Source organism: Mesorhizobium sp. M1409, assembly GCF_040317535.1.
Taxonomy (GTDB): domain Bacteria; phylum Pseudomonadota; class Alphaproteobacteria; order Rhizobiales; family Rhizobiaceae; genus Mesorhizobium.
On sequence record NZ_JAMYKV010000030.1, the window covers coordinates 1 to 21481 of the forward strand.

General features: G+C 62.8%; 18 protein-coding genes and 1 pseudogene. 8 read left to right on the forward strand and 11 right to left on the reverse strand.

Features of this window, described 5'->3' with window-relative positions:
- Positions 1-198 precede the first annotated feature (198 nt).
- A complete protein-coding gene (locus NKG99_RS21790; protein WP_352870680.1) occupies positions 199-1275 on the forward strand; it encodes an extracellular solute-binding protein in 1077 nt (358 codons plus the stop codon).
- Positions 1272-2582 carry a flavin monoamine oxidase family protein gene (locus tag NKG99_RS21795; protein WP_352870681.1) on the forward strand — a complete coding sequence of 437 codons (1311 nt, stop codon included), beginning with the start codon at positions 1272-1274 and terminating at the stop codon, positions 2580-2582. Before NKG99_RS21790 ends, NKG99_RS21795 begins: the two co-directional genes overlap by 4 nt.
- On the opposite strand, the gene NKG99_RS21800 is transcribed toward NKG99_RS21795, so the two are convergent.
- The 3 genes from NKG99_RS21800 to NKG99_RS21810 are packed head-to-tail and all read right to left on the reverse strand — an operon-like array spanning position 2546 to position 5395.
- Positions 2546-3619 (reverse strand): ABC transporter ATP-binding protein, encoded by a 1074-nt coding sequence (locus NKG99_RS21800; protein ID WP_352870682.1) that lies wholly within the window; start codon positions 3617-3619, stop codon positions 2546-2548. The genes NKG99_RS21795 and NKG99_RS21800 overlap by 37 nt on opposite strands.
- 37 nt (positions 3620-3656) lie before the next feature.
- Positions 3657-4481: an ABC transporter permease gene (locus NKG99_RS21805; protein WP_352870683.1), complete on the reverse strand. Its 825-nt coding sequence runs from the start codon at positions 4479-4481 to the stop codon at positions 3657-3659.
- Complete coding sequence (locus NKG99_RS21810) at positions 4478-5395, reverse strand: ABC transporter permease (RefSeq protein ID WP_352870684.1); 918 nt, start codon at positions 5393-5395, stop codon at positions 4478-4480. Before NKG99_RS21810 ends, NKG99_RS21805 begins: the two co-directional genes overlap by 4 nt.
- A gap of 271 nt (positions 5396-5666) precedes the next feature.
- Between NKG99_RS21810 and NKG99_RS21815 the strand changes: the two genes are divergently transcribed.
- Positions 5667-7088 (forward strand): aminotransferase, encoded by a 1422-nt coding sequence (locus NKG99_RS21815; RefSeq protein WP_352870685.1) that lies wholly within the window; start codon positions 5667-5669, stop codon positions 7086-7088.
- Positions 7089-7290: 202 nt separating this feature from the next.
- Here NKG99_RS21815 and NKG99_RS21820 read toward each other — a convergent pair whose 3' ends face one another.
- Entirely contained in the window at positions 7291-8493 is a 1203-nt protein-coding gene (locus tag NKG99_RS21820) for an aromatic ring-hydroxylating oxygenase subunit alpha (protein ID WP_352870686.1), read from the reverse strand.
- Between the two features lie 494 nt (positions 8494-8987).
- Here NKG99_RS21820 and NKG99_RS21825 point away from each other — a divergent pair, with 494 nt between their 5' ends.
- Complete coding sequence (locus NKG99_RS21825) at positions 8988-9398, forward strand: hypothetical protein (protein WP_352870687.1); 411 nt, start codon at positions 8988-8990, stop codon at positions 9396-9398.
- 116 nt (positions 9399-9514) lie between these two features.
- Here the strand turns inward: NKG99_RS21825 and NKG99_RS21830 are convergent, their stop codons facing one another.
- On the reverse strand, positions 9515-11602 hold the full coding sequence (locus NKG99_RS21830) for an ATP-binding protein (protein WP_352870688.1): 2088 nt from the start codon (positions 11600-11602) through the stop codon (positions 9515-9517).
- Positions 11603-11681: 79 nt separating this feature from the next.
- Positions 11682-12455, reverse strand: coding sequence for a response regulator (locus NKG99_RS21835; RefSeq protein WP_352870753.1), 774 nt, complete (start codon positions 12453-12455; stop codon positions 11682-11684).
- Positions 12456-12501: 46 nt separating this feature from the next.
- Here NKG99_RS21835 and NKG99_RS21840 point away from each other — a divergent pair, with 46 nt between their 5' ends.
- Positions 12502-13203, forward strand: coding sequence for a winged helix-turn-helix domain-containing protein (locus NKG99_RS21840; RefSeq protein ID WP_352870689.1), 702 nt, complete (start codon positions 12502-12504; stop codon positions 13201-13203).
- A gap of 72 nt (positions 13204-13275) precedes the next feature.
- On the opposite strand, the gene NKG99_RS21845 is transcribed toward NKG99_RS21840, so the two are convergent.
- Both NKG99_RS21845 and NKG99_RS21850 read right to left on the reverse strand, forming a co-directional pair.
- Positions 13276-13443 (reverse strand): hypothetical protein, encoded by a 168-nt coding sequence (locus NKG99_RS21845; protein ID WP_352870690.1) that lies wholly within the window; start codon positions 13441-13443, stop codon positions 13276-13278.
- Between the two features lie 55 nt (positions 13444-13498).
- Positions 13499-13831: a hypothetical protein gene (locus NKG99_RS21850; RefSeq protein ID WP_352870691.1), complete on the reverse strand. Its 333-nt coding sequence runs from the start codon at positions 13829-13831 to the stop codon at positions 13499-13501.
- Positions 13832-14186: 355 nt separating this feature from the next.
- Between NKG99_RS21850 and NKG99_RS21855 the strand changes: the two genes are divergently transcribed.
- On the forward strand, positions 14187-14642 hold the full coding sequence (locus NKG99_RS21855; protein WP_352870692.1) for a L,D-transpeptidase: 456 nt from the start codon (positions 14187-14189) through the stop codon (positions 14640-14642).
- Between the two features lie 111 nt (positions 14643-14753).
- Here NKG99_RS21855 and NKG99_RS21860 read toward each other — a convergent pair whose 3' ends face one another.
- The gene (locus tag NKG99_RS21860) at positions 14754-17837 is read right to left on the reverse strand and encodes an efflux RND transporter permease subunit (RefSeq protein WP_352870693.1); all 3084 of its coding nucleotides are present in this window, start codon (positions 17835-17837) and stop codon (positions 14754-14756) included.
- Positions 17834-19171 carry an efflux RND transporter periplasmic adaptor subunit gene (locus tag NKG99_RS21865; RefSeq protein ID WP_352870694.1) on the reverse strand — a complete coding sequence of 446 codons (1338 nt, stop codon included), beginning with the start codon at positions 19169-19171 and terminating at the stop codon, positions 17834-17836. Before NKG99_RS21865 ends, NKG99_RS21860 begins: the two co-directional genes overlap by 4 nt.
- Positions 19172-19316: 145 nt before the next feature.
- Here NKG99_RS21865 and NKG99_RS21870 point away from each other — a divergent pair, with 145 nt between their 5' ends.
- Positions 19317-19850 (forward strand): TetR/AcrR family transcriptional regulator, encoded by a 534-nt coding sequence (locus NKG99_RS21870; RefSeq protein ID WP_352870695.1) that lies wholly within the window; start codon positions 19317-19319, stop codon positions 19848-19850.
- A gap of 17 nt (positions 19851-19867) precedes the next feature.
- On the opposite strand, the pseudogene NKG99_RS21875 reads toward NKG99_RS21870, so the two are convergent.
- Positions 19868-20002, reverse strand: a pseudogene (locus NKG99_RS21875) (Lrp/AsnC family transcriptional regulator); the annotation flags it as partial.
- Between the two features lie 150 nt (positions 20003-20152).
- Between NKG99_RS21875 and NKG99_RS21880 the strand changes: the two are divergent.
- Positions 20153-21481 carry an NAD(P)H-dependent oxidoreductase gene (locus tag NKG99_RS21880; protein ID WP_352870696.1) on the forward strand — a complete coding sequence of 443 codons (1329 nt, stop codon included), beginning with the start codon at positions 20153-20155 and terminating at the stop codon, positions 21479-21481.

Consider the following 21481-nt stretch of genomic DNA (forward strand, 5'->3'; position numbering starts at 1 on the left):
CAACCGAACAAGCGCGCCTTAAATTGGCCAAGGCCTATCCAAAGCCAACGGCCAAAGAGTCATAATCCCTGTGCAGAGGTACTAGCCCCTTTCTGGGTGTCCCGCCTGCGCGTCGATCGAGTGGCAGACGGCTCGCAAAAGTCTGGGAATTCTCCTAACTTTGCGGTGACGTTTTCGCGACCGGGGGAATTCTCAGCCATGAAATCGATGCTACGCCGCCTTGCCCTTGCCGCCGCATGCATGATCGGCGTCGGCGTGGTCCATGCCTTCGCCGAGGGCGGCGGCGACCTCGTGGTGTTCGACTGGTCGGGCTATGAAGATCCGTTGCTGCATCCGGCCTACACCGCCAAATATGGCGCCGAGCCGACCTTCGCCTTCTTCGGCGACGAGGATGAAGCGTTCGAGAAGATGCGCGCCGGCTTCAAGGCCGACATCGCCCATCCCTGTTCGCAAAGCGTGGTCAAATGGCGCGAGGCCGGCATGTTGCAGCCGCTCGACACGTCCAGGATATCAGGCTGGAAGGATCTCAATCCCGGCATCATGGCGATGAGGGATCTCGCCGTCACCGCCGACGGCAAGGCCTGGTTCATGCCGTTCGACTGGGGCAACACCTCGCTGCTCTACCGCACCGACAAGGTGACGACAGAACAGGCGCAGTCGCTGAAGGTCTTCGCCGATCCCAAGTTCAAGGGCCGCGTCACCATCGGCGACAATGTCGATGACGCCTACGCGCTGGCAAGCCTGGTGATAGGCCTCAAGGACTGGACCAAGATGACCGATGCGCAGTTCCAAGAGGCATCCGCCTTCCTGCGCGATGTGCACAAGAATATCCGCTTCTACTGGACCGACGACACCGACCTCAACCAGGCGTTTATCGGCAATGAGGTCGATCTCGTCTGGGGCTGGAACGAGACCTTCGTGACGCTAAAAGGGCAAGGGATGCCGATCGCCATGAACCGCGACACCAAGGAAGGCATTTCGACCTGGGTGTGCGGTTATGTGCTGATGAAGGACGCGCCTGGCAAGCTCGACGAAGCCTATGAATTCCTGAGCGCCGTCAACGCACCCGGCGTGTCGGACTACCTGGTCAAGACCTTCGGCTACGGCCATGGCAACGGCGCCGGCATGGCAGCGATCGACCACAAGGTGCTGGCCGAGCGCGGCTTCGACAATCTCGACGAGTTTCTCGACAAGACGCTGTTTCAGCAGCCTGTGGCGCCGGAGCTCAAGCAGCGCATGGCCGCCGAGTTCGAGAAGATCAAGGCCGGCTATTGAAGAGCGAACAGGAAAGAACCGATGTCGTCATCGTCGGCGCCGGCTTCACCGGCCTGTCGGCGGCGCTTGAGCTGAAGGCAGCCGGCATAGATTTTCTGTTGCTCGAAGCGGGCGACCGCGTCGGCGGGCGGGTCGAGTCCATGGAGATCGGCGACGGCGAGCGTGTCGACAGCGGTGGTCAGTTCCTGTGCGAGGATATGCCGGCGCTGATGGCGTTGGTCGAGGAGCACGGCAAGACGCTGGTCGAGACCTATGTAGACGGCGAATTTATCGCCCAGCCGGCGATGTCCGCGGGGGAGGCGGCACAAACCTATGTCGGCTCGATGGCGATCCGCGATCGCATGAATGCTATCGCGCCTGATGATCCTGATACAGCCGGCTTATCAGCCGCCGCCTGGCTCGATCGCCAGGGCGACCCCGAGGACGCCAAGGCAGCCTTTCGCTCGATGATCGAAGGTCTGTGGTGCCAGGCACTGGAGAAGCTACCGCTTTGGCACCTCATCGACAATGATCGCCGTATTACCAACGAGGTGTCGGAGCTGCAATATTTTCTCGCGGAGACGATGCATTCGCTGGCGGAGGATTTGGCTCAAGATCTGGGCATCCGGGTGCGGCTTGGCGCGCATGTCACGCGCATCGAGCAAGGCGCAAATGGCGTGTCAGTCCATGCCGGCGCGGGTTCGATAGAGGCTCGTTGTCTGCTCGTCGCCGTGCCGCCAGTCATGGCGTCGAGGATCGACTATTCGCCGCCACTGCCGGCGGCCCTGGAGAAAGCACTCGGTGTCTGGCGGAGCGGTACGGTGATCAAGATGCTGGTGCGCTATCCCACCGCCTTCTGGCGAGCCAAGGGCTTGAGCGGCATGGTGATGTGGCGCGACCAGCCAGGTTTGTTTGCCTGCGACGCCAGCAAGGATGACGATCATCCGGCGCTGGTGGTTTTCATTGGCGGTCCGTCCGCCATCGAATGGCGCGGCTTTGGGCAGGAAGGCCTCCGCACCAGAATTGCGGCGCGTCTCGTTGCGGCTCTCGGTCAAGAGGCTGCGAAATGGCTCGGCTTTGCCGTCCGATACTGGTTCGACGACGAAGGCAGCGTTGGCGGCTACAGCGACCTCATCGTCGACATGGATGCGACCGACGCCGAGCGTACCATCCTGGCCGGCGCGCCGCCGGTTTATTTTGCGTCGTCGGAACTGTCGCCGTCATTTCCCGGCTATGTCGAAGGCGCGATCGTTGCCGGGCGCATTGCCGCGCGAAGAATCATCGCCGAGCTTCAATCGGCCATCGCCACCAAAGCCTCGGGATCGTAGGCGAGGCGGATCGAGGTCCCGACCGGGATGTCATCGGCACCGAAATCGTTGGTTTCGGTCACCGATAGCGGCTTTTCCAGTCCCGGTATCTCGACGATCAGATGGGTGATCTCGCCGAAATAGTGGCGTTCGACCACCTTGCCGGCAACCTCGAACTTCGCTGTCGCATTGTCCCACAGCACGCGTAGGCGCTCCGGCCTGATGCCGAGCGTGGCGCCGCCGCCATTGCGGACAAAAGCCTTGGGCTTGTCGGTCTTGATCCGGCCGAAGCCAAGCGTGTCGACGACCAGCGACGCGCCGTTCTCCTCGACGATCCGAGCCTTGACGAAATTCATGCCGCCGAGGAAGTCGGCGACCTGGCGGGTGACCGGCCGCTGGTAGATCTCCTTCGGCGAGGCGACCTGTGCGATCCGGCCGCCGAACATCACGGCGATGCGGTCGGACATGGCGAGCGCTTCGTACTGGTCGTGAGTGACCAGTACGAAGGTGATGCCGACCGCCTGCTGCAGGCGGCGCAGTTCGACCTGCATCTGCTCGCGCAGTTTCTTGTCCAGCGCCGACAGTGGTTCGTCGAGCAGCAGCACCTTGGGCCGCATGACCAGAGCGCGCGCGAGCGCGACGCGCTGTCGCTGACCGCCGGAAAGTTCTGTCGCCAGGCGCTTGCCGAAGCCGGTCAGTGAGACTTGCGCCAGCGCCTCCTCGACCCGGCGCCTTTCCTCGCCGCCCTGCAGCTTCAGCCGCTTCAGCCCATAGGCGACGTTCTGTTCGACATTGAGATGCGGGAAGATCGCGTAGCTCTGGAACACCATGTTGGTTGGCCGGCGATTGGCCGGGATGCCTTCCATCGGCTGGCCGCCGACAGAGATCGAACCGCTGGTCGGATTGTCGAAGCCGGCGATCATGCGCAGCAGCGTGGTCTTGCCGCAACCGGACGGGCCGAGCAACGAGAAGAACTCGCCTTCCCTGATGGTCAAGGAGGCGTCGTCAAGCGCCTTGAACGCCCCGTAGCTGCGGGTGACGCTCTTGATCTCGATCATGGATCGGTCGGATTGGGGGCGCAAGATTTGGGGCTGCTCAGGCATAGAGGCCTCCCTCGTTCCGGGTGCGTCTGGCCGTGCGGCGACGCAGGGTTTCGGCGACGGTCATCAACAGGAAAGAGGCAACCAGCAACAGTGTGCCCAGCGCCAGCACGCCCGGCAGCTTGGCCGCGAAGCGCAATTGCCCCCAGATGTAGATCGGCAGCGTCGCCTCGGTGCCGGTGAGGAAGAAGGCGATGATGAACTCGTCGAGCGAGATGGTGAAGCAGACAAGCAGGCTGGAGATGATGGCAGGCGCCACCATCGGCAGCGTTACCCGCCGGAAGGTGCCGAAGGCGCTCTCGCCGAGGTCGGCGGAGGCTTCCTCCAGGCTGCGGTCGAAGCCTTCGAAGCCGGAGGTCAGCACCGTCATCGAATAGGGAATGCAGACCAGCACATGGCCGAGCACGACGGTGAACAGCGACAGGCTCAAGCCAAGCTGCAGCATCACCAGCAGCATCGAGATGGCGACGATGACTTCCGGCAGCACCAGCGGCGCCATGATCAGGCCGTTGATGGTGCGACGGCCGGGATAGCGGTAGCGGGTGATCGAACGGGCGGCGAGGATGCCGAGCACAGTGGACAAGACCGCTGCCGACATCCCGACGATCAGGCTGTTCCAGGTGGCGTCGAGCAGTGCCGGCGTGCGCGGCAGGTCCTCGTACCAATGCAAGGTGAAGCCGGTGAGCGGGAATTTTGGTGTCGCCGCCGTGTTGACCGAGAAGATCGGCAGGAAAATGACTGGCAGATAGAGGAACACGACGTAGAGAAACGCATAGACGGCCAGCCAGCCGCCGGACAGGAGGCGCCGCACCGCACTCATCGCGCCAGCCTCTGGACGGCGCGGATGATCAGCACCGTGGCGCCGGCCATCAGGGTCACGATCAGCATTGTGGCGACGGATAGGGCGGCACCCAGTGGCCAGTTGGACGCCTTGCCGAACTGCGCCTGGATGGCATTGGCGATCATGACGCCGTCCTTGCCGCCGACAAGCTTCGGCGTGACGTAGTCGCCGACGGTCGGGATCATGACGATCAGCGCCGCCGAGATGACGCCTGGCGCCGACAATGGCAAGGTCACGCGCACGAACGAGCGCAGCGGTCCGTCACCGAGATCGGTGGCCGCCTCGACCAGCGTGCGGTCTATCTTTTCCAGCGAGACGAAGATCGGCAGGATGGCGAAGGCCGCCCAGGCATGGGTGAGCGTGATGATGACGGCGCTCGAATTGTAGAGCAGCGCGGTCGACGGCTCATCGATAATGCCGAGGCCCATCAGGCCGGAATTCAGGACGCCGTTGTAGCCGAGGATGACCTTCCACGACATCACGCGCAGCAGATAGCTGGTCCAGAACGGGATGGTGATGAGGAACAGCCAAAGGCTCTTGTGGCGGCCGCCATGGAACGAGATGAAGTACGCGATCGGATAGGCCAAAAGGACTGTGAGCAGGCTGACCGTCAGCGAGATATAGAGCGAGCGCCACAGCAGATCACGGTAGATCGGCTCGGTCAGCGCGACGCGGTAGTTTTCCAGCGTGAAGGTGCGGTCGATGGTCAGGTAGTGCTGCGTCCAGAAGGAATGCGCGATGACCACCAGGATCGGCAGGACCAGAAGAATGAGTGCGTAGATGAAGGTCGGGCTGATTAGAGCGAGGCCCTGTACGGGTTCGGACTGCAGAAGGGCATTTCGTCTGGCCCGCGTCATGCGCAACGGGGGCGACCCTTCCGCGGCCGCCGTCATTGCCAGTCTCCGGGGGGCAGGGCCCCAGGTGCGATCTCGGTTGCTGGCCTGGACTGTCCCGCCATGCGGCATCCCATTGTGCTGGCGCCGGCTGCTTTTTCCCCTTGCCGGCTTTCTTTCATCATGCGCGCATCCTTGGATTGAAATCAAGCGCCAATTCTGAAATATTGATTGAACGAACATTCAAAATGAAGTGACGAAAGCCGCTGTTTCCGACGCTTGGCATCTCATTTCATGACCGATGAATTCTGTGAAGCAATGTGAGGCGATGATGGCTGCGGCAAGAGACCTGAAGGCGACCGAGATGGCCGGCGGGGAGCCCGGCGACCATGCCGTCGAACTGGCCAAGCGCCATCTCGTCCAGCCTTGGCCGTTCGCCGGTTCGGTCGGCACCGAGGCTCGCGCGCTGATCGGCGAGGGCGACGGCATCTACATCACCGACAGCACCGGCAAGCGGCTGATCGACGGGCCAGCCGGCATGTGGTGCGTCAATGTCGGTCACCGCCGCGAGGAGCTCGCCAAGGTGATGTACGACCAGGCGATGGCGCTGTCCTACAACACGCCGTGGTACACGATGAACGCGCCGTCGGCGGAGCTTGCCATGCGCATCGCCGGCCACGCGCCGGGCGACCTCAGCCACGTCTTCTACACCACCGGCGGCTCTTCCGCGGTCGAAACGGCGCTGCGCTTCATGCAGTTCTACAACAATGTGCGTGGCCGGCCGGAAAAGAAGCTGATCCTGAGCCGCGGCGGCGCCTATCACGGCTCGACCTATCTGTCGGCCTCGCTCAACGGCCGCCCCCGCGACCGCGACTGGATGGACGGTGCCGGCGAACTGGTCATCAAGCTGTCGTCGCCCGATCCGTTCCGTCGTCCGCACGGCATGAGCCTTGCCGCCTTCGCCGATTTCCTCGTTGATCAGTTCCGCGACACCATCGCCCGTGTCGGCGCTGAACGGATCGGTGCTTTCGTCGGCGAATCGGTACAGGCATCCGGCGGCGTCGTGGTGCCGCCCGATGGCTATCTCAAGCGCATCCGCGAGATCTGCCGTGACAACGACATTCTCTATGTCTGCGACGAGGTGGTGACGGCCTTCGGCCGGCTCGGTCACGTCTTTGCCTCGGGCGAAATGTTCGGCATCGATCCGGACATGATCACCTTCGCCAAGGGCGTCACCTCGGGCTATTTCCCGCTCGGCGGCGTCATCATCTCGGAGCGGCTGCTGGAAGAGCTGCGCCGGTCGAACCATCCCGATGCGATGTTCGGTCACGGCCTGACCTACACCAGTCATCCCGTCGGCTGCGCCGTGGCGTTGAAGAACCTCGATCTGCTGGAAGAGGGCGTGCTTGCCCACACGCGGGAGGTCGCGCCTTATTTCCAGGCGCAGCTGAAGACGCTGGAAGATCTGCCACTGGTCGGCGAGGTGCGAGGCCTCGGACTGATGGGCTGCGTCGAATGCGTGGCGGACCGCGAAAGCAAGGACCAGCTGCAGCTCGACAAGGATGTGGGAAAACGCATCGACGCCCATTGCCATGAGCTCGGCCTGCTGGTCCGGCCGCTGATCAACATGTGCGTGATGTCGCCGCCGCTGGTCATCACGCGCGAGCAGATCGACGACATGATCGGCATTCTGCGCGAGGGCATTTCACGAACGATGGATGATCTGAGGAAAGAAGGCGTGTGGCGGGGGTAACTCGCTTCTCCCCGTTCTACGGTGCCGGCAGGCGGATGAGGGGCTGCGTTGGCGATTGGCCGCATCCGCTGCAAAGCAGTCGTCTGTCGAGGCGACAATTTCGCAAGTTCGGCGCTGCCCCTCACCTGCCAGCCGGCATCCTCTCCCGTAGAACCGGGAGAGGGGCGCTCTCATCGGCGATTTCGCCAACCACCAACGTCGTCTACGACCGCGACCTCAGCGCGTCGTTCAAGTTCCACATGTCCTTCTCCTCGGGCGCGGTCTCTAGGCCGAGCACCGGCAGCATCTTGCGCAGGTGGTCGTGGTGGGTGCGCACGCCGTATTCGAGGTCCGAGAGATAGAAACCCTCGAAGGCTTCGGACAGCATGGATTCGTTCGACCACACCGACAGTTGCACATCTTCCGACATGGTGTCGCGGTCGATGCGGAAGGAGAGGTAGCGGGCGGCGGCCTGCTCGCGGCTTTCGTCGCGGTAGCGGTAGATGGCGCCGCGCAGCAGCGTCTCACCCGTCGACAGTGGAAATTCGTGATAGAACTGCACCGATTCCGGCATCACCGAAATGACCGCATTGGGGAAGATGCCGTAATAGACCCAGGCCTTCTTCAGATAGTCGGGCAGATGTGCCGGCTCCGGCGCGATCTCGACGTAGTTCTTGACGCTCCAGCGCCGGCCGGCATGTGGGTTGTAGGTGGCGAATGAGCGCGAGACGCCGTTGATGAAGGGCTCGTCGAAATAGGTCGCGCCATAAAGATCCTGCAAGGCGGGATGCGCCATGGCGACGTGATAGCCCTCATTGTCGACATCGCGCACCGACTTCCAGTTGACCGGGGTCTTCTGGCTCCAGATGCCCCAGGAGGGCACCATGTCGGCGGCGTTGTAATGCGCGAATTCGGGTTCGATCGGCTTCATCAGTTCGGCGACCGAGGGCTGCGGCCCGCCATTGCGGAAGCGGATGAAGATAAAGCCCATCCAGACCTCCAGATCGAGCGGCATCAAGCCGAACTCGGTCTTGTCGAGATCGGGGAAGGAGCGCGGGCGCGCGGCACCGCGCAGCGTGCCGTCCAGATTGTAGACCCAGCCATGGAACGGGCACACCAGCGCGTTCTTGCAATTGCCCTGGCTGTCGGCGACGACGCGGCTGCCCCGGTGGCGGCACATGTTGTTGAAGCCGCGCACGACGCCATCCTTGCCGCGCACGATCAAGGCGCGTTCACCGACAACGTCCATGGTTAGATAGTCGCCAACGTCAGGCACGTCCGAAACGTGTCCGACGATCTGCCAGTGATTGCGGAAAACATGCTCCTTCTCAAGCTCGAGAAGAGCATCGGAATGGTAACTCCAGCCCGGGAGCCCCCGCCGGTCCCAATCGTTGGGGATCGCCACGTCACGGAGGTGCGGGTTCATAAAACGTCTCTTCTTTTTATTGAATACTTATTCAATAAAAGCATATTTCTCATTGAAATGCAATGGTTTGTGAAAATTAGGCGGTTTCCGCAGTGGAATTTTCATCTCGTCCGGAGCCGAAATCCACTCAGCTGTAGGCCCGGAAAGTCCCGGAGAATCCCGGGTGTTAGTCGGGGTTTCAGGGGACACTGTACCGACCCGACTTCGGAAGCGAAGGGGAGCAGGACCAGGCGCTTTCGCGAGGGCGAAAATGGCTTCGCTATTCTCCGGCCGGTTCGCTGATTCACAGGCATTCGGATCAGCACAGTCGGCGGAATCAGTCGAGAGTCGCTGTCGGGATGAAGAACGCATCAGCGCGCCCGCTTTTGCCCGATTCTGCCCGAAATGCTGTTTCCAACTCGTTACATTGTCAGTCATGCGCCACCGTTGCCTTGTTACAAAGCGCGGCTAAGTTCGTTTCATCACCAAAAAGAAACTCGGCGAAGGGGAAGGCAATGCATGCGAAAATCCAGACGATCCGCGGCGATTGCCGCCTTCAGGCTCCAGAGCGCAATGACCGCCGTCCGAAGCTGGCGCTGCGCCAGCGGGCCAGCGACCACCCCATGGCGATGTTCATGGTGCTGGCTGCTTGCGCCTTCGTCGGCATGGCGTTCATGCCGACAATCGGGCCGGCCTTCGCTTCGTTGAATCCGCCGGCCAACCTCATCGACGGCGCGCAGACGACGAGCAGGACCGCGCGTCTGCCGATGCCGGTGACCGACTTCGCCTGCAAGGGCCAGGCCTGGGGTGCCGAGAGCATCGATTGCCTGCACGCCATCGCCGAGCAGTCCGGAGCGCACAAGACCCGTGCGATACGCATGATCGCCAACGCCGCGCCGTTGACCGGCACGCCGAACATTTTCTGATTTCCGTCGAAGCATGATCTCGAACCGGTTCCCACTTTGGGATCATGCTCTGAACTCCCCGAGCGCTCCCTCCAGGCGCGCTCTTCTTCGGCCCCCGCCCCCGGGGGCCTCCTTTTTTATCCTTTCAAGGCCGCCTGTTCGGCGATGGCTGACAGCACACTGCGCACATCCAGCGTACTGAACGGCTTTTCCAGGATCTGCGGCCGCTGCTGCGCCGGCAGGGCCTCGATTTCGGCCTTCGCGCCGATCAGATCGCCGGTGACCAGCACGAAACGCCGCGCCAGGTCAGGCTTTTCGGCGAGCAGCTCGCGATAGATCGATATGCCGCTGATGCCGGGCATGCGCAGGTCCGAAAAGACGATGTCGGGCGGCATGTGGCCGCCCAAGGTGGCCGCGCCCGATTCCCAGACCGGAGCGATCCGCGACTTGATGCCCATCAATTCGAGAATGTCGGAGAGCGAGCCGGCGACATCCGGCTCGTCGTCGATGATCAGGGCATGGCGCAGGCCGCTCGATCGCGGCTGGTTGTCGCCAACAGTGGCGAGGCCGGCTACAATGGCGGGCAGCTGGACGACGAAACGCGCCCCCCTCGGCATCGCTTCCTCGAACCAGACATTGCCATTGTGCCGCTCGATGATCGATTTCGAGATCGACAGGCCGATGCCGGTGCCGACGCCGACCGGCTTGGTGGTGAAATAGGATTCGAAGATGCGGCCGCGGATCGCTTCCGGCACGCCGGGCCCATTGTCTTCGACCGAGAAGCAGGGGTGACCCCGGTCGCTGCGGAACGTCCGCACCTTGATCAGCCGGTCGCCGGCAATGCCGGCCAAGGCGTGTTGGCTGTTGATGAGGAAGTTGGCCGCCACCTGCGTCACGTGGTCGGCGTCGGCCATGGCCAGCAGCGGACCGGCGGCGAAGTCGGTGTCGATGATGATGCCGCTGGAGCGCGCGCCATAGGCGGTCACTTCCAGTGCCGCCCGGATCACCTGGTTGAGGTCGGTCTCGGCTTGCGCCGCCGGATGAAGCCGGACCATCGACAGGAAGCTCTTGACGATGCGGCCGCAGCGCTCGGCGGCCGCGCGCACTTTCTCGGCGCGCACCTTGGTCTGCGGATCGGAGGCGAATTCGTGCAGCAGCGTCGATTGCGCCACCACGACGGCCAGCGGGTTGTTCAACTCGTGCGAGACGCCGGCCAGCAACGAACCCATCGCCGCCATCTTCTCGTTCTGATGCAACTTCTCGCGCTGACGGCCGATCTCCTCCTCGGCGCGCAATTTGTCGCGCAGGTCGCGGATGGAGCCGAAGATCAGGCGACGGTCCGCGACCCGCATCTCGGTCGCCGTCAGTTCGATCGGGAACACTTCGCCGGCGGCGTTCTGGGTCACCGTCTCGAGCCGTTGGCCGACCATCGGCGCGCCGCGGCCGGACATGTATTCGGCCCCCGAAGCATAGCCCTTTCGGTAGTAGATCGGCACGATGGTATCGAGCAGGTCCTTGCCGAGGATGTCGCTGCGCTGGAAGCCGAACATCTTCTCGGCGGCCGGATTGAATTCGATGATCGAGCCGGTCTCATCGATGACGACGATGGCGTCGAGCGAGGCCTGCAGCATGGTGCGGCGAATGACCTCGCTGGCATGGGCTTCGGAGGGCGAGTGCTCGATGGCGTCGCCGATGGCGAGTGCGATGATGTGCAGCGTCGCTTCTTCCTCGTCGGTCCACTCGCGCTCGTTGACGCAGTCATTGACCGCCAGCGTGCCCCACAGATGGCCATGCGCGAAGACCGACACCGACAGGAACGACTTGATGTTCTGCTTTTCGAAGTCGGTCCTCAGAAAGCCTTCGAGATCGCGCGTATGGCCAGCGAAGATCTTGCCTTGCCGTTCGTCCTCGGCCAGCCGCTCCAGCAGCGGATCCGAATTGACGACCGACTGCATGATGACGGTCGGCGACGCCAGTTCGCCGCCGAAAAGAGGGTCGATCCAGTAGGCGGCGACGGATTGGGCGAAACCCTGGCCGGGCAGCTCGCGCAAGCGAAACAGGATGCCGCGCTGGCAATCCATGGCCCGGCAGAGCGTTTCCAGGATGCCGTCCATCTCGCGCTGCCAGTCGCCGGCCTCACGCAGCCGGCGAACGACACGCACGGCCGCCATCGCCGCGCCCTGCCTGAACCCTTGCATATCCGTGCTTGCTGCCTCAGCGATCATCTTGTGCCGTCATTCCGGAGTCGTGCCAATTCGATCGGCGAGCAATTGCTGCGAATGCTAACCCCTCTGGCCTCGCTGCTCAGTTGCCGTCGCCGGTCGGCAGCGAGAAGATATAGCCCTCGCCGCGCACCGTGCGCAGGAATTTTGGGTTGGCCGGGTCGGTCTCGATCTTCTTGCGCAGCCGCATGATGCGAATGTCGACCGCGCGCGACGATTCCGGGTCTTCGGTGAAGCCGATCGCCTCGGAGATCGCGGCGCGGGTCAGCAGCCGGTTGGCGCGAGTCAGGAAAACCTCCAGCACGTCGAATTCGCTCTTGGCCATGTCGATCACCGCGCCATTGGCGCCGGTGACCAGCCTGCCGTCGAGATCGGCCTGGAAAGGGCCGAAGGCAACGGCACGGCGATCCGTCCTGGCCTTCTTGTCCTGAAGCTCCTGCGGCTGGGGAACCCGGCGCAACACGCTGCGGACCCTCGCCAGCACTTCGCGCAATTCGTAGGGCTTGACGATGTAGTCGTCGGCACCGAGTTCCAGCCCGACGATGCGGTCGAGCGCGGTGCCGGCGGCGGTCGCGTAGATGATGCCGATCGGCAGTTTCGAGCGCAGCCAGCGGCCGAGCGAGAGGCCGTCCTCGCCGGGCATGGCGATGTCGAGGATGGCGAGATGGAACGACTGCGTTTCAACGAGGCTGCGTGCGGCGGCGGCGCTTTCAGCCGTGACCACGTCATAGCCGGCGGCGCCAAGATATTCGGCGACCGCGTCCCTCAAATCGGGCTCATCCTCGACGATGACAATTCTTGCCCGCACGATGTTTTCGCTCCCACTTTCAGTGGAAAGTAGATTGGGTATAAACATCATGTCCAGCACTCATATCCGGTTGCCAGGGAACGGTTTGGAAAACATGGCCGCACGATCGATCATCGCGCTTGTTTCCGTTGCCGAAGTGGTCGCGACCGAGCTCGCCGACCATCTTGAGCGGCGCGGCCATGATGTGCATCAGGCGCGCCAGCCCTGGGAGGCCGAATCGCTGCTGTCGGGAAAGGGCATCGATGTCGTCGTCGTCGGCGACAGTCTCAGCCAGGCGGAGGGGCGGGACCTGCTCCGGCGTTATGGCGGCCAAGGCGGGGGCGGCGAGGGCGGGCCGGATTTCATCCTGATCTGCCGGCCGGCCGATCTCGTCGACAAGGTGCTGGCGCTGGAGCTTGGTGCGGCCGACGTCGTCGAGAGCCCGCTCAATGTCAGGGAGCTGGCTGCCCGTGTTGGCGGCCTGCTTTCGCGACGCGGCAGGGGCATCCAGGAACTGATCGTGCTGGAGAACGCGACCGTCGATCTGAGGTCGGCCATGGTCATGCATCGCTCCGGCACGGAGGAACAGCTCTCGCCGGGCCAGGTGGCGCTGCTTAGGCTGTTCCTGGCCAGTCCGCGCAAGGTGCTGACGCGCGACGATATCATCGCCGCCGCACCGGCGGAAAACGCCGACGCCTTCGATCGCTCGATCGATTCGCGCATCGTGCGGCTGCGCCGCAAGCTCGACACCGAAACCATCACCACCATACGCGGCGCCGGCTACCGCTTCGATCCGCCGCGGCAATTCGCCGACTGATTGCCGGACGCTGACGCGGTCTCTTTTGTTGGGCATCGGCTTTTCCATCTCTGGGTCCGATGCTCCTGGCGCTCAGCGTACCAGCAGAAGTGATGGGCCCACCGGCATGTCACCGCCCATGGTGAGTTCGCTGGCATGGGCGCGGTCCCTGAGCAGCACGGTGACAAGGCCGGCAAAGCCGAGCAGGCCCTGCGCGTAGAGCAGTGCCGACAGCACCGAAGCGGCAAATTTCGTTTTCATCGCAGCAGTTCTCCAAAATGGCAATTCTTTAGAAATGAACGTGTTGCGGGTCGCTTCAGGACACCCCCGAAGTGCCCGCGCCGCCCACGGAACCCCCCGTCTCGGCGCGGGCCTTCGGTCCTCTCGGCAGCAAGTTGCCGGAGGGGCCGCGCAAACCCGTCAGCCTAAGGCCGACCCGCCAGAGGGCCTTGAGCCGGGCGATGCGCAGGCTGGAGACAATCCAGACCGAGGCGAAAAACAGTGCGGCATGCAGTGTCGAAATCTCGCCTGAAGTCATCGCGCCGAGCCTTGCCAATGGGGTGCCGGCAACCGTGCCGACGCCACCGATGACAGTTGTCGCGATGCTGATCCTGAGAAGCCAGGACAGCGCGTTCGATTTCGTTCCCATGTTTCGTTACCGGCTGTTTTCGTTGCGTCAACCTTGCTTGCGGCGCGTTTCCGGATCATGCCGCTCGAAGCCGCGCTTTGTTGCAATTCGGTTTCGAGATTGTCGGATTTTCTTCGTATAGTGATAATTCGCACTTTCGTTTAGAGGCGGATACCCATGTTTCCGATTTCGGCCTAGCCCGCCGGGTTACGGAACCGCTCCTATCGGGTTCTAGGAAGGGCTGCATTTGTTAACCAGTGGAAACAGATTCGAAACACAAACGAGCGTTTTGCGAAATCTGCTCGAAACATGACGTTGGGATAAGCGGCCATCGAATTGGAGCCGGCTGGACCGGCAGAGAGAGGGGAACATCATCATGCATACCGCCATTGCCGCCAAGCTCATCAACATCACCGCAGCCGCCTTGACGGGTGCCGCACTGCTGTTTGGTTCGGGCGCCGCGCACGCCGCCAACAAGATCGTGGCGCGCGTTTCGCTTTCACAGCAGATCATGGAAGTCTCGGTCGACGGCCGCCCGACCTTCGCCTGGAAGGTTTCCACCGGCGACCGGGCCCATGTGACGCCGACCGGCTCGTTCAAGCCGACCCGCATGCATGAGATGTGGTACTCGAAGAAATACGACAACGCCCCAATGCCGCACTCGGTCTTCTTCAGCGGCGGCTACGCGGTGCATGCGACCTATGCGATCAAGCGTCTCGGCCAGCCGGCTTCGCATGGCTGCGTGCGGCTGCATCCCGACAACGCCGCCGATTTCTACCAGCTCGTCGAAACCTTCGGGGCGACCAACACCAGCATCGTCATCGTAAAGTAGCCTGACGGGGTCGCTGCCTTCGGCCCATTGCGCCGAAGCCGTGGAGCGACCGTCAGAAAAAGAGGCCGGAAAAATCCGGCCACTTTCTATTTCCAGCTATTTTTTGTGCAATTAGCTCGGCAGTGCCGGCATCAGCTTGGGATCTGGTTTCTCGGCCAGATGAGGCAGGTCCTTGCTGGCGATGAAGGTGTAGAACATGGGCACGACGAAGAGCGTGAACATGGTGCCGACCAGTATGCCGGTGAAGATCACCAGGCCCATCGAGTAGCGGGCCGCGGCACCGGCGCCGCTGGACGTGATCAGCGGCACAACGCCAAGCGCCATCGCCGCTGTCGTCATCAGGATCGGCCGCAGGCGTACCTTGGCCGAGGCGATGATGGCGTCACGCCGCCGCATGCCATGGATTTCGCGCTGCTGGTTGGCGAACTCGACAAGCAGGATGCCGTGTTTTGTGATCAGGCCGATCAGCGTGATCAGGCCGACCTGCGTATAGATATTGAGCGTGCCGAGGCCCAGATTGAGCGGCACGATCGCGCCGAAGATCGACAGCGGCACCGCCATCATGATGATCAGCGGGTCGCGGAAGCTTTCAAACTGCGCCGCCAGAACCAGGTAGATCACGACAACGGCCGCCGCGAAAGCGATCAGGATGGTGTTGCCCTGTTCCTTTTCCTGTCGGGACTGGCCGGAATAGTCGAGGAAGAAGGCGTCGGGCAGGCTCTCCCTGGCGATGTCCTCCAGCGCTTTCAGCCCGTCGCCAGTGGTGACGCCGGGCAACGGAAGCGCTGAAATCGTCGATGAATTCAACTGGTTGAACTGCTCGATTGCCGCCGGCGCCGCATTGGTCGAAATCTTGACCACCGCCGACAGCGGCACCATCTCGCCCGTTACGCTGCGCACGAAGTATTCGCCGAGTTTGTCGGGGTTGTCGCGAAATTCCTGCGGCACCTGCGGGATGATGTCGTAGCTGTTGGAGTCGCGGTCGAACTGCGCCACTTCGGCGCCGCCGACCAGCAGTGTCAGCGTGCGGCCGATATCGGCGATCGGCAGGTTCAGCGCCGCTGCGCGGTCACGGTCGATGGTCACCGTCACTTCCGGCGCGTCATAGGCCATGGAATTCTGCACGACGATGAAGCGGCCGGAGGCTTGCGCCTTTTTCTTGATCTGCTCGGCCACCTCGTACACCTCCGAGGAAGCGCCGGTCGATCGCACCACCATGGAAATCGGCAGGCCGCCGCCGGAGCCCGGCAGCGTCGGCGGCGCGAAGACGAAGGCCTCGACGCCGGCGACTTTGGCAATACGGGCCGTAATGTCGGCCTGCAGTTCCTTCGAATTGCGCTTGCGTTCCGCCCAATCCTTGAAGGCATAGCCGACGAAGGCGCTGTTTGTCGTGCCGCCGAAGGCAACGGCCGAGAACTGCGCCCGTGTCTCGGGAATATCCTTCACCAGACCGAGGATCTGATTGACGTATGTCTCGGTGTAATCGGACGTCGCATAACGTGGTCCTGTCACAATCGAGAGCAGAAAGCCCTGATCTTCTTCCGGCGCCAGCTCGGTTGAGGTCTTGGTGAACATGAAACCGGTCACGCCGGCAAGCGCAAGCACGATGATCAGCGTCAATGGGCGATAGTTGAGCGAGCCGGAGACGGCCCGTTCATAGACATGTTCGACGCGTGCGAAGGTGCCGTCGACAATGCGCTGGAAACGGCCCGGCGTGCCGGATTTCAGGAGGCGTGCCGACATCATCGGGGTGATGGTGATGGCGATGACGCCCGATAGCACCACCGAGCCGGCGAGCGTGACCGCGAATTCACGGAACAGCGCGCCGGTCAGGCCGCCGGTGAAGGCCAGCGGCGCGAACACAGCTGCCAGCGTCATGGTCATGGCAACGATGGCTGACGCTATTTCGCGCATACCGCTGAACGCAGCCTGCATCGGTGACATGTGGTCTTCTTCCATGTGACGATGGATGTTCTCCACCACCACGATGGCGTCATCGACGACCAGGCCGATCGCCAGCACCATGGCCAGCAGCGACAAAAGGTTGATCGAATAGCCGATCGCGAACAAAAGGAAACAGACGCCGATCAACGACAGCGGGATGGTGACGATCGGCATCATCACCGAACGGAAGGAGCCAAGGAACAAAAGGATGACGACGACGACGATGGCAACCGCCTCGGCGATGGTCTTGAACACCTCTTCGATCGAGGCGCTGATCTGCTCGGTCGCGTCGTAGACGACCTCGATCGTCATGCCCTTCGGCAGAGTCTCCTGAATCTCCGGCACCAGCTTGGTGAGCGCCGCCGCCGTGGTCAGCGGATTGGCTGCCGGCGTCGGGAAGATGGCGAGGAAGGTGCCGGGCTTGCCGTTGAAACTGACCCTGGTATCGGTGTTCTCGGCGCCGAGTTCGACGCGAGCCACGTCGCGCAGCCGCACCACATTGCCGTCGGTCGAGCGCAGCGGCAGCTCGGCGAACGCCTCCGGCGTCTGCAATGTCGAGCGCACGGTGATCGATGAGACGACATACTCGTTCTGGGTGGTGCCGGGCGCCGACAGGAAGTTGGAATTGTTGATCGCCGTCAGCAGTTCGGAGGCCGTCACGCCGCGCGCGGCAAGCTTGATCGGATCGATCCAGACGCGCATCGAGTATTCCTGGGCGCCGAAGATCTGCACGTCGGCGACGCCTTCGACCGTCGACATGCGTGGCCTGATGACGCGCTCGATGTACTCCGTCAGCTGCTCCTTCGTCATGTTCGGATTCTGCATCGAGATGTACATCATCGCGAACTGCTGGCCGGTGCCCTTGACGATGACAGGGTCCTTGGAGGCGTCCGGCAAGGTGCCGCGCACGCCCTGGACCTTGGACAGCACTTCGGTCAGCGCGACGTCAGGGTTGGAGCCGAGCTTCATCTGCACCGTAACGGTGCTGGAGGACGGGCGGCTGGACGAGGTGACGTAGTCGATGTTCTCGGTCGAGGCGACGGCGCGGGCGATCGGGGCGGAAATGAAGCCCTGGATCAGATCGGCGCTGGCGCCTGGATAGGCCGTCGTGATGGTGATCGCCGTTTCGTCGACCTTCGGATACTGCCGGATCGACAGGTTGAAGATGCCCTGGAAACCCAAGAGCAGGATCATGCAAGCAAGGACCGTCGAAAGGACAGGCCGGCGAATGAAGAGATCGGAAACGCTCATTGCGGGTCGGCCTGCTTGTTCGCCGATTTGGTCGGGTCGATGGTGTTGTCCACAACGACGGACATGCCGTTGAAGAGGCGGTTCTGACCGGCGGTGACGACCTCGTCGCCAGTCTTCAGCCCCTCGACGATCTCGACCATGCCTTGATTGTGCCGGCCTGGCTTGACGAACACCTGCGACAGCACCAGCGCGGGCTTGTCACCTTCCGCCGCTGGCTTGGCCGGATCGGCAGCCTTGTCCGCCGGCTTTGCCGCATCGGCGGCAGGCTTGGCTGCGTCAGCCGCGGACTTCGTGGCATCGGCCGGCTTCGTGTCCGCGGGCTTGGCGTCCGCCGATTTGTCGGCTGCCGGCGCCGCGGGTTTTTCTTCCGGCTTGTCTGCCTGCGCCGGGGCCGCCTCGGCGGGCTTCGCCGGCCGCACCACAAATATGTAGTCGCCATAGAGGCTGGTCGTCAGTGCCGTTTGCGGCAGCGTCAGCACGTTCTGCTCTTCAGGCAGTTCGACACGCACCTGCACAAACTGGCCAGGGGTCAGCTTGCCGTCGGGATTGGCGACCTCCGCCCTGATGTTCACCAGCCGGCTGGACGAGTCGATCTTCGGGTCGATGCCGCGAATGGCGCCGGCAAACGGCCTGTCCTCACCGCCGAAGCCCAACCGAACCGTCTGGCCGATCTTGAGCAACGGGAGTTGCTGTTCGGGAACCGAGAAATCGACCCGCATCGTGTCGAGATCCTGCAGCGTCACCACGGCGGTGCCGGGGGCCAGGTACTGGCCGATATCGATCTTGGGAATGCCCACCGTACCGCCGAAAGGCGCCGCCAGTTGCTTCTGATCGAGCACGGCCCGCAGCTTGGTAACCTGGGACGCCGAGGCCGAGGCCGCCGCACGCGCCGTGTCCAGCGTCGAATCGGAGCCGACGCCACGCTTGGTCAGTTCGATGGCGCGGGCCAGTGATGTCTGATCGAGCGCGGCCTGCGCCTTCTGGGCGTCCAGATCGGCGCGCTCGACGGCGTCGTCGAGCTGCACCAGAACCGCATTGTCCGCCACCTTTTGGTTGGCGTGGAAAAGGATGCTTTTGACGATGCCGGTGGTCTCAACCGTCAGGTCGACACCGCGCACCGCCTTGACCGTACCGATCGCCTCGACGCCCGGCGTCCAGGTCGACGGCTTGGCGATGGTCGTCGAAACGGTTGCCGCCGGCGGCTTCATCGATGCGAAATATTGCTTGATGCCGTTGTCGCGCAGGAAGTTGAAGCCGACGATGCCGCCGACCACGACGACGAGCACGGCCAGAACCAGAACGATAAGAAAGATACGAAGTATGCGCTTGAACAAGGAAGTCCCCTCAGTCGAAATCCGGCGCGAAGCGCGGACATCGGGACACATATCGACTGCGGGTCCCGATTTCAAATAACGGCGATCTTACTGTACCGTCTGGACGGTCTTGTCAATTGGGCCTAAGTTTGCGAAGGGAGACGCCATGAGAGTCCAGCGAACGAACTCGCGCGAGAAGATTCTCGCCGCGGCGGCCGACGTCGCACGGGAATCCGGGCCCGGCAGCCTGTCGCTGGAAGCGGTCGCCAGCCGCGCCGGCGTATCGAAGGGCGGGCTGCTCTACAATTTCCCGACCAAGGCCAAATTGATGCAGGGGTTGGTCGAGGGCTATCTGCGCGAGTTCGAGCAAGCGCTGGACTCCGCCCGCGCGAATGACAAGGACGAAAACCCGCTGGCCGTCTACATCAGGCTGTCGGCCAATGATTGCGAGGAGAAGCGGCCGTCCGCGTCCTGGATATTCTCGGCGATCGCCGAGGATCCCGATTTCATGACGCCGATAAAGACATTCAAGCGGCAACTTTTCGAGCGGCTGAAGGGTGAGACGCCAGACCTCAAATCGCTGCTGGTCTGCTATCTCGCCATTGAGGGGTTGCGCAGCATGAACCTCTTCGACGCGGATGTCCTGTCGAAGGACGAACGAGAGCTGCTCGTGTCGTCCTTGCTCGAGATTGCCAAATAGGCGCCTGATCGAAGCGCTCAATCCACGGCGCGCTCAATGTCGCGGCGCAGGACGATCGCGGTTGTCAAATCCTCGACAACGCCATGAGTGGCGATGAGATCGCGCAGCGTGTTCAGCCTGTCGATGGATGGCACCTCGACCTCGACAATGAGCATTCCCCGCCTCTTTTTCGCTCCCGTCCGGACTGCCGGGAAAGTGGCCTAAAAGCCGACGGAATATGGACATTAGTCTTGACAGAAATACATATGTTCAATACCCGTCAGGCAATTGAACAAGCCTGCAATGTGGGAGGAATAAGCGGTATGGCTTCCAATGTTTCGTTGACGGGTCTTGCCCGCGATCTCGAGGAACGCGCCAAGTCGGGCAAGCCTATCCGCATCGGGCTGATCGGCGCCGGCGAGATGGGAACCGACATCGTCACCCGCGTCGCTCATATGTCGGGCATCGAGATCGGCGCCATTTCCGAACTGAACCTGCCCGCCGCCAGCAAGGCGGTCGATATCGCCTTCCAGGAAACCGGGCATGCGCGCCAAGTCTCGAACGCCTCGGCGATGACGGCGGCGATGGAGGCCGGCAAGGTGGCGGTCACCAGCGATGCCAGCCTGGTCATCAACAATGATCTCATCGACGTCGTCATCGACGCCACCGGGGTTCCCGCCGTCGGCGCCGAGATCGGGTTGCGGGCCATGGAACATGGCAAGCATCTGGTGATGATGAATGTCGAGGCCGACGTCACCATCGGCGCCTATCTGAAGAGCGAGGCCGACCGGCTTGGCGTCACCTATTCGCTGGGTGCCGGGGACGAGCCGTCCTCCTGTATGGAGCTGATCGAGTTCGTCTCGGCCATGGGCCACCCGATCGTTGCCGCCGGCAAGGGTAAGAACAATCCGCTCAACGTCGATGCCATTCCCCCCGATTATGAGGAGGAAGCCCGGCGCCGGCACATGAATGTGCGCATGCTGGTCGAATTCGTCGATGGCTCCAAGACCATGGTCGAGATGGCGGCGATCGCCAACGCCACCGGGCTGGTTCCCGACAAGGCTGGCATGCACGGCCCGGCCGCGACGCTCGGCGAATTGTCCAAGGTCCTGGTGCCGCAGAAGGATGGCGGCGTGCTGTCGAAGGTCGGCGTCGTCGATTATTCGATCGGCAAGGGTGTCGCGCCCGGCGTCTTCGTCGTCGCCGACATGTCGCATCCGCGCATCTCGGAGCGCATGGAAGATCTGAAGATGGGCAAAGGCCCGTACTTCACCTTCCACCGTCCCTATCACCTGACCTCGCTCGAAGTGCCGCTGACCTGCGCCCGCGTCGTGCTCTACGGCAAGGCCGACATGGTGCCGCTGGCGAAGCCCGTGGCCGAGGTCTGCGCGGTGGCCAAGAAGGACATGAAGCCGGGCGAGAAGCTCGATGCGATCGGCGAATATTGCTACCGCGCCTGGATCATGACGACGCCGGAGGCGCGCGCCGCCAAGGCCATTCCCTGCGGCCTGCTGCAGGGCGGCTCGGTCACGGCGCCGATCAAGAAGGGCGAGCTCATCACCTATGCGAATGCAGCTCCCGCGGCGGGCTCCAAGATCGCCGAACTGCGCGCCCGCCAGGACAAGCTCGTCTATGGGTCCGTGGGGGCGTGA

Excerpts from the sequence above, each read along its gene's own strand:
- NKG99_RS21870 (WP_352870695.1), top strand. The coding sequence starts at position 19,317 with ATGAGAGTCCAGCGAACGAACTCGCGCGAGAAGATTCTCGCCGCGGCG.
- NKG99_RS21845 (WP_352870690.1), bottom strand. The coding sequence starts at position 13,443 with ATGAAAACGAAATTTGCCGCTTCGGTGCTGTCGGCACTGCTCTACGCG.
- NKG99_RS21810 (WP_352870684.1), bottom strand. The coding sequence starts at position 5,395 with ATGACGGCGGCCGCGGAAGGGTCGCCCCCGTTGCGCATGACGCGGGCC.
- NKG99_RS21855 (WP_352870692.1), top strand. The coding sequence starts at position 14,187 with ATGCATACCGCCATTGCCGCCAAGCTCATCAACATCACCGCAGCCGCC.
- NKG99_RS21835 (WP_352870753.1), bottom strand. The coding sequence starts at position 12,455 with ATGTTTATACCCAATCTACTTTCCACTGAAAGTGGGAGCGAAAACATC.
- NKG99_RS21880 (WP_352870696.1), top strand. The coding sequence starts at position 20,153 with ATGGCTTCCAATGTTTCGTTGACGGGTCTTGCCCGCGATCTCGAGGAA.
- NKG99_RS21815 (WP_352870685.1), top strand. The coding sequence starts at position 5,667 with ATGGCTGCGGCAAGAGACCTGAAGGCGACCGAGATGGCCGGCGGGGAG.
- NKG99_RS21860 (WP_352870693.1), bottom strand. The coding sequence starts at position 17,837 with ATGAGCGTTTCCGATCTCTTCATTCGCCGGCCTGTCCTTTCGACGGTC.
- NKG99_RS21800 (WP_352870682.1), bottom strand. The coding sequence starts at position 3,619 with ATGATCGAGATCAAGAGCGTCACCCGCAGCTACGGGGCGTTCAAGGCG.
- NKG99_RS21850 (WP_352870691.1), bottom strand. The coding sequence starts at position 13,831 with ATGGGAACGAAATCGAACGCGCTGTCCTGGCTTCTCAGGATCAGCATC.
- NKG99_RS21805 (WP_352870683.1), bottom strand. The coding sequence starts at position 4,481 with ATGAGTGCGGTGCGGCGCCTCCTGTCCGGCGGCTGGCTGGCCGTCTAT.
- NKG99_RS21790 (WP_352870680.1), top strand. The coding sequence starts at position 199 with ATGAAATCGATGCTACGCCGCCTTGCCCTTGCCGCCGCATGCATGATC.
- NKG99_RS21825 (WP_352870687.1), top strand. The coding sequence starts at position 8,988 with ATGCATGCGAAAATCCAGACGATCCGCGGCGATTGCCGCCTTCAGGCT.
- NKG99_RS21820 (WP_352870686.1), bottom strand. The coding sequence starts at position 8,493 with ATGAACCCGCACCTCCGTGACGTGGCGATCCCCAACGATTGGGACCGG.
- NKG99_RS21840 (WP_352870689.1), top strand. The coding sequence starts at position 12,502 with ATGGCCGCACGATCGATCATCGCGCTTGTTTCCGTTGCCGAAGTGGTC.
- NKG99_RS21830 (WP_352870688.1), bottom strand. The coding sequence starts at position 11,602 with ATGATCGCTGAGGCAGCAAGCACGGATATGCAAGGGTTCAGGCAGGGC.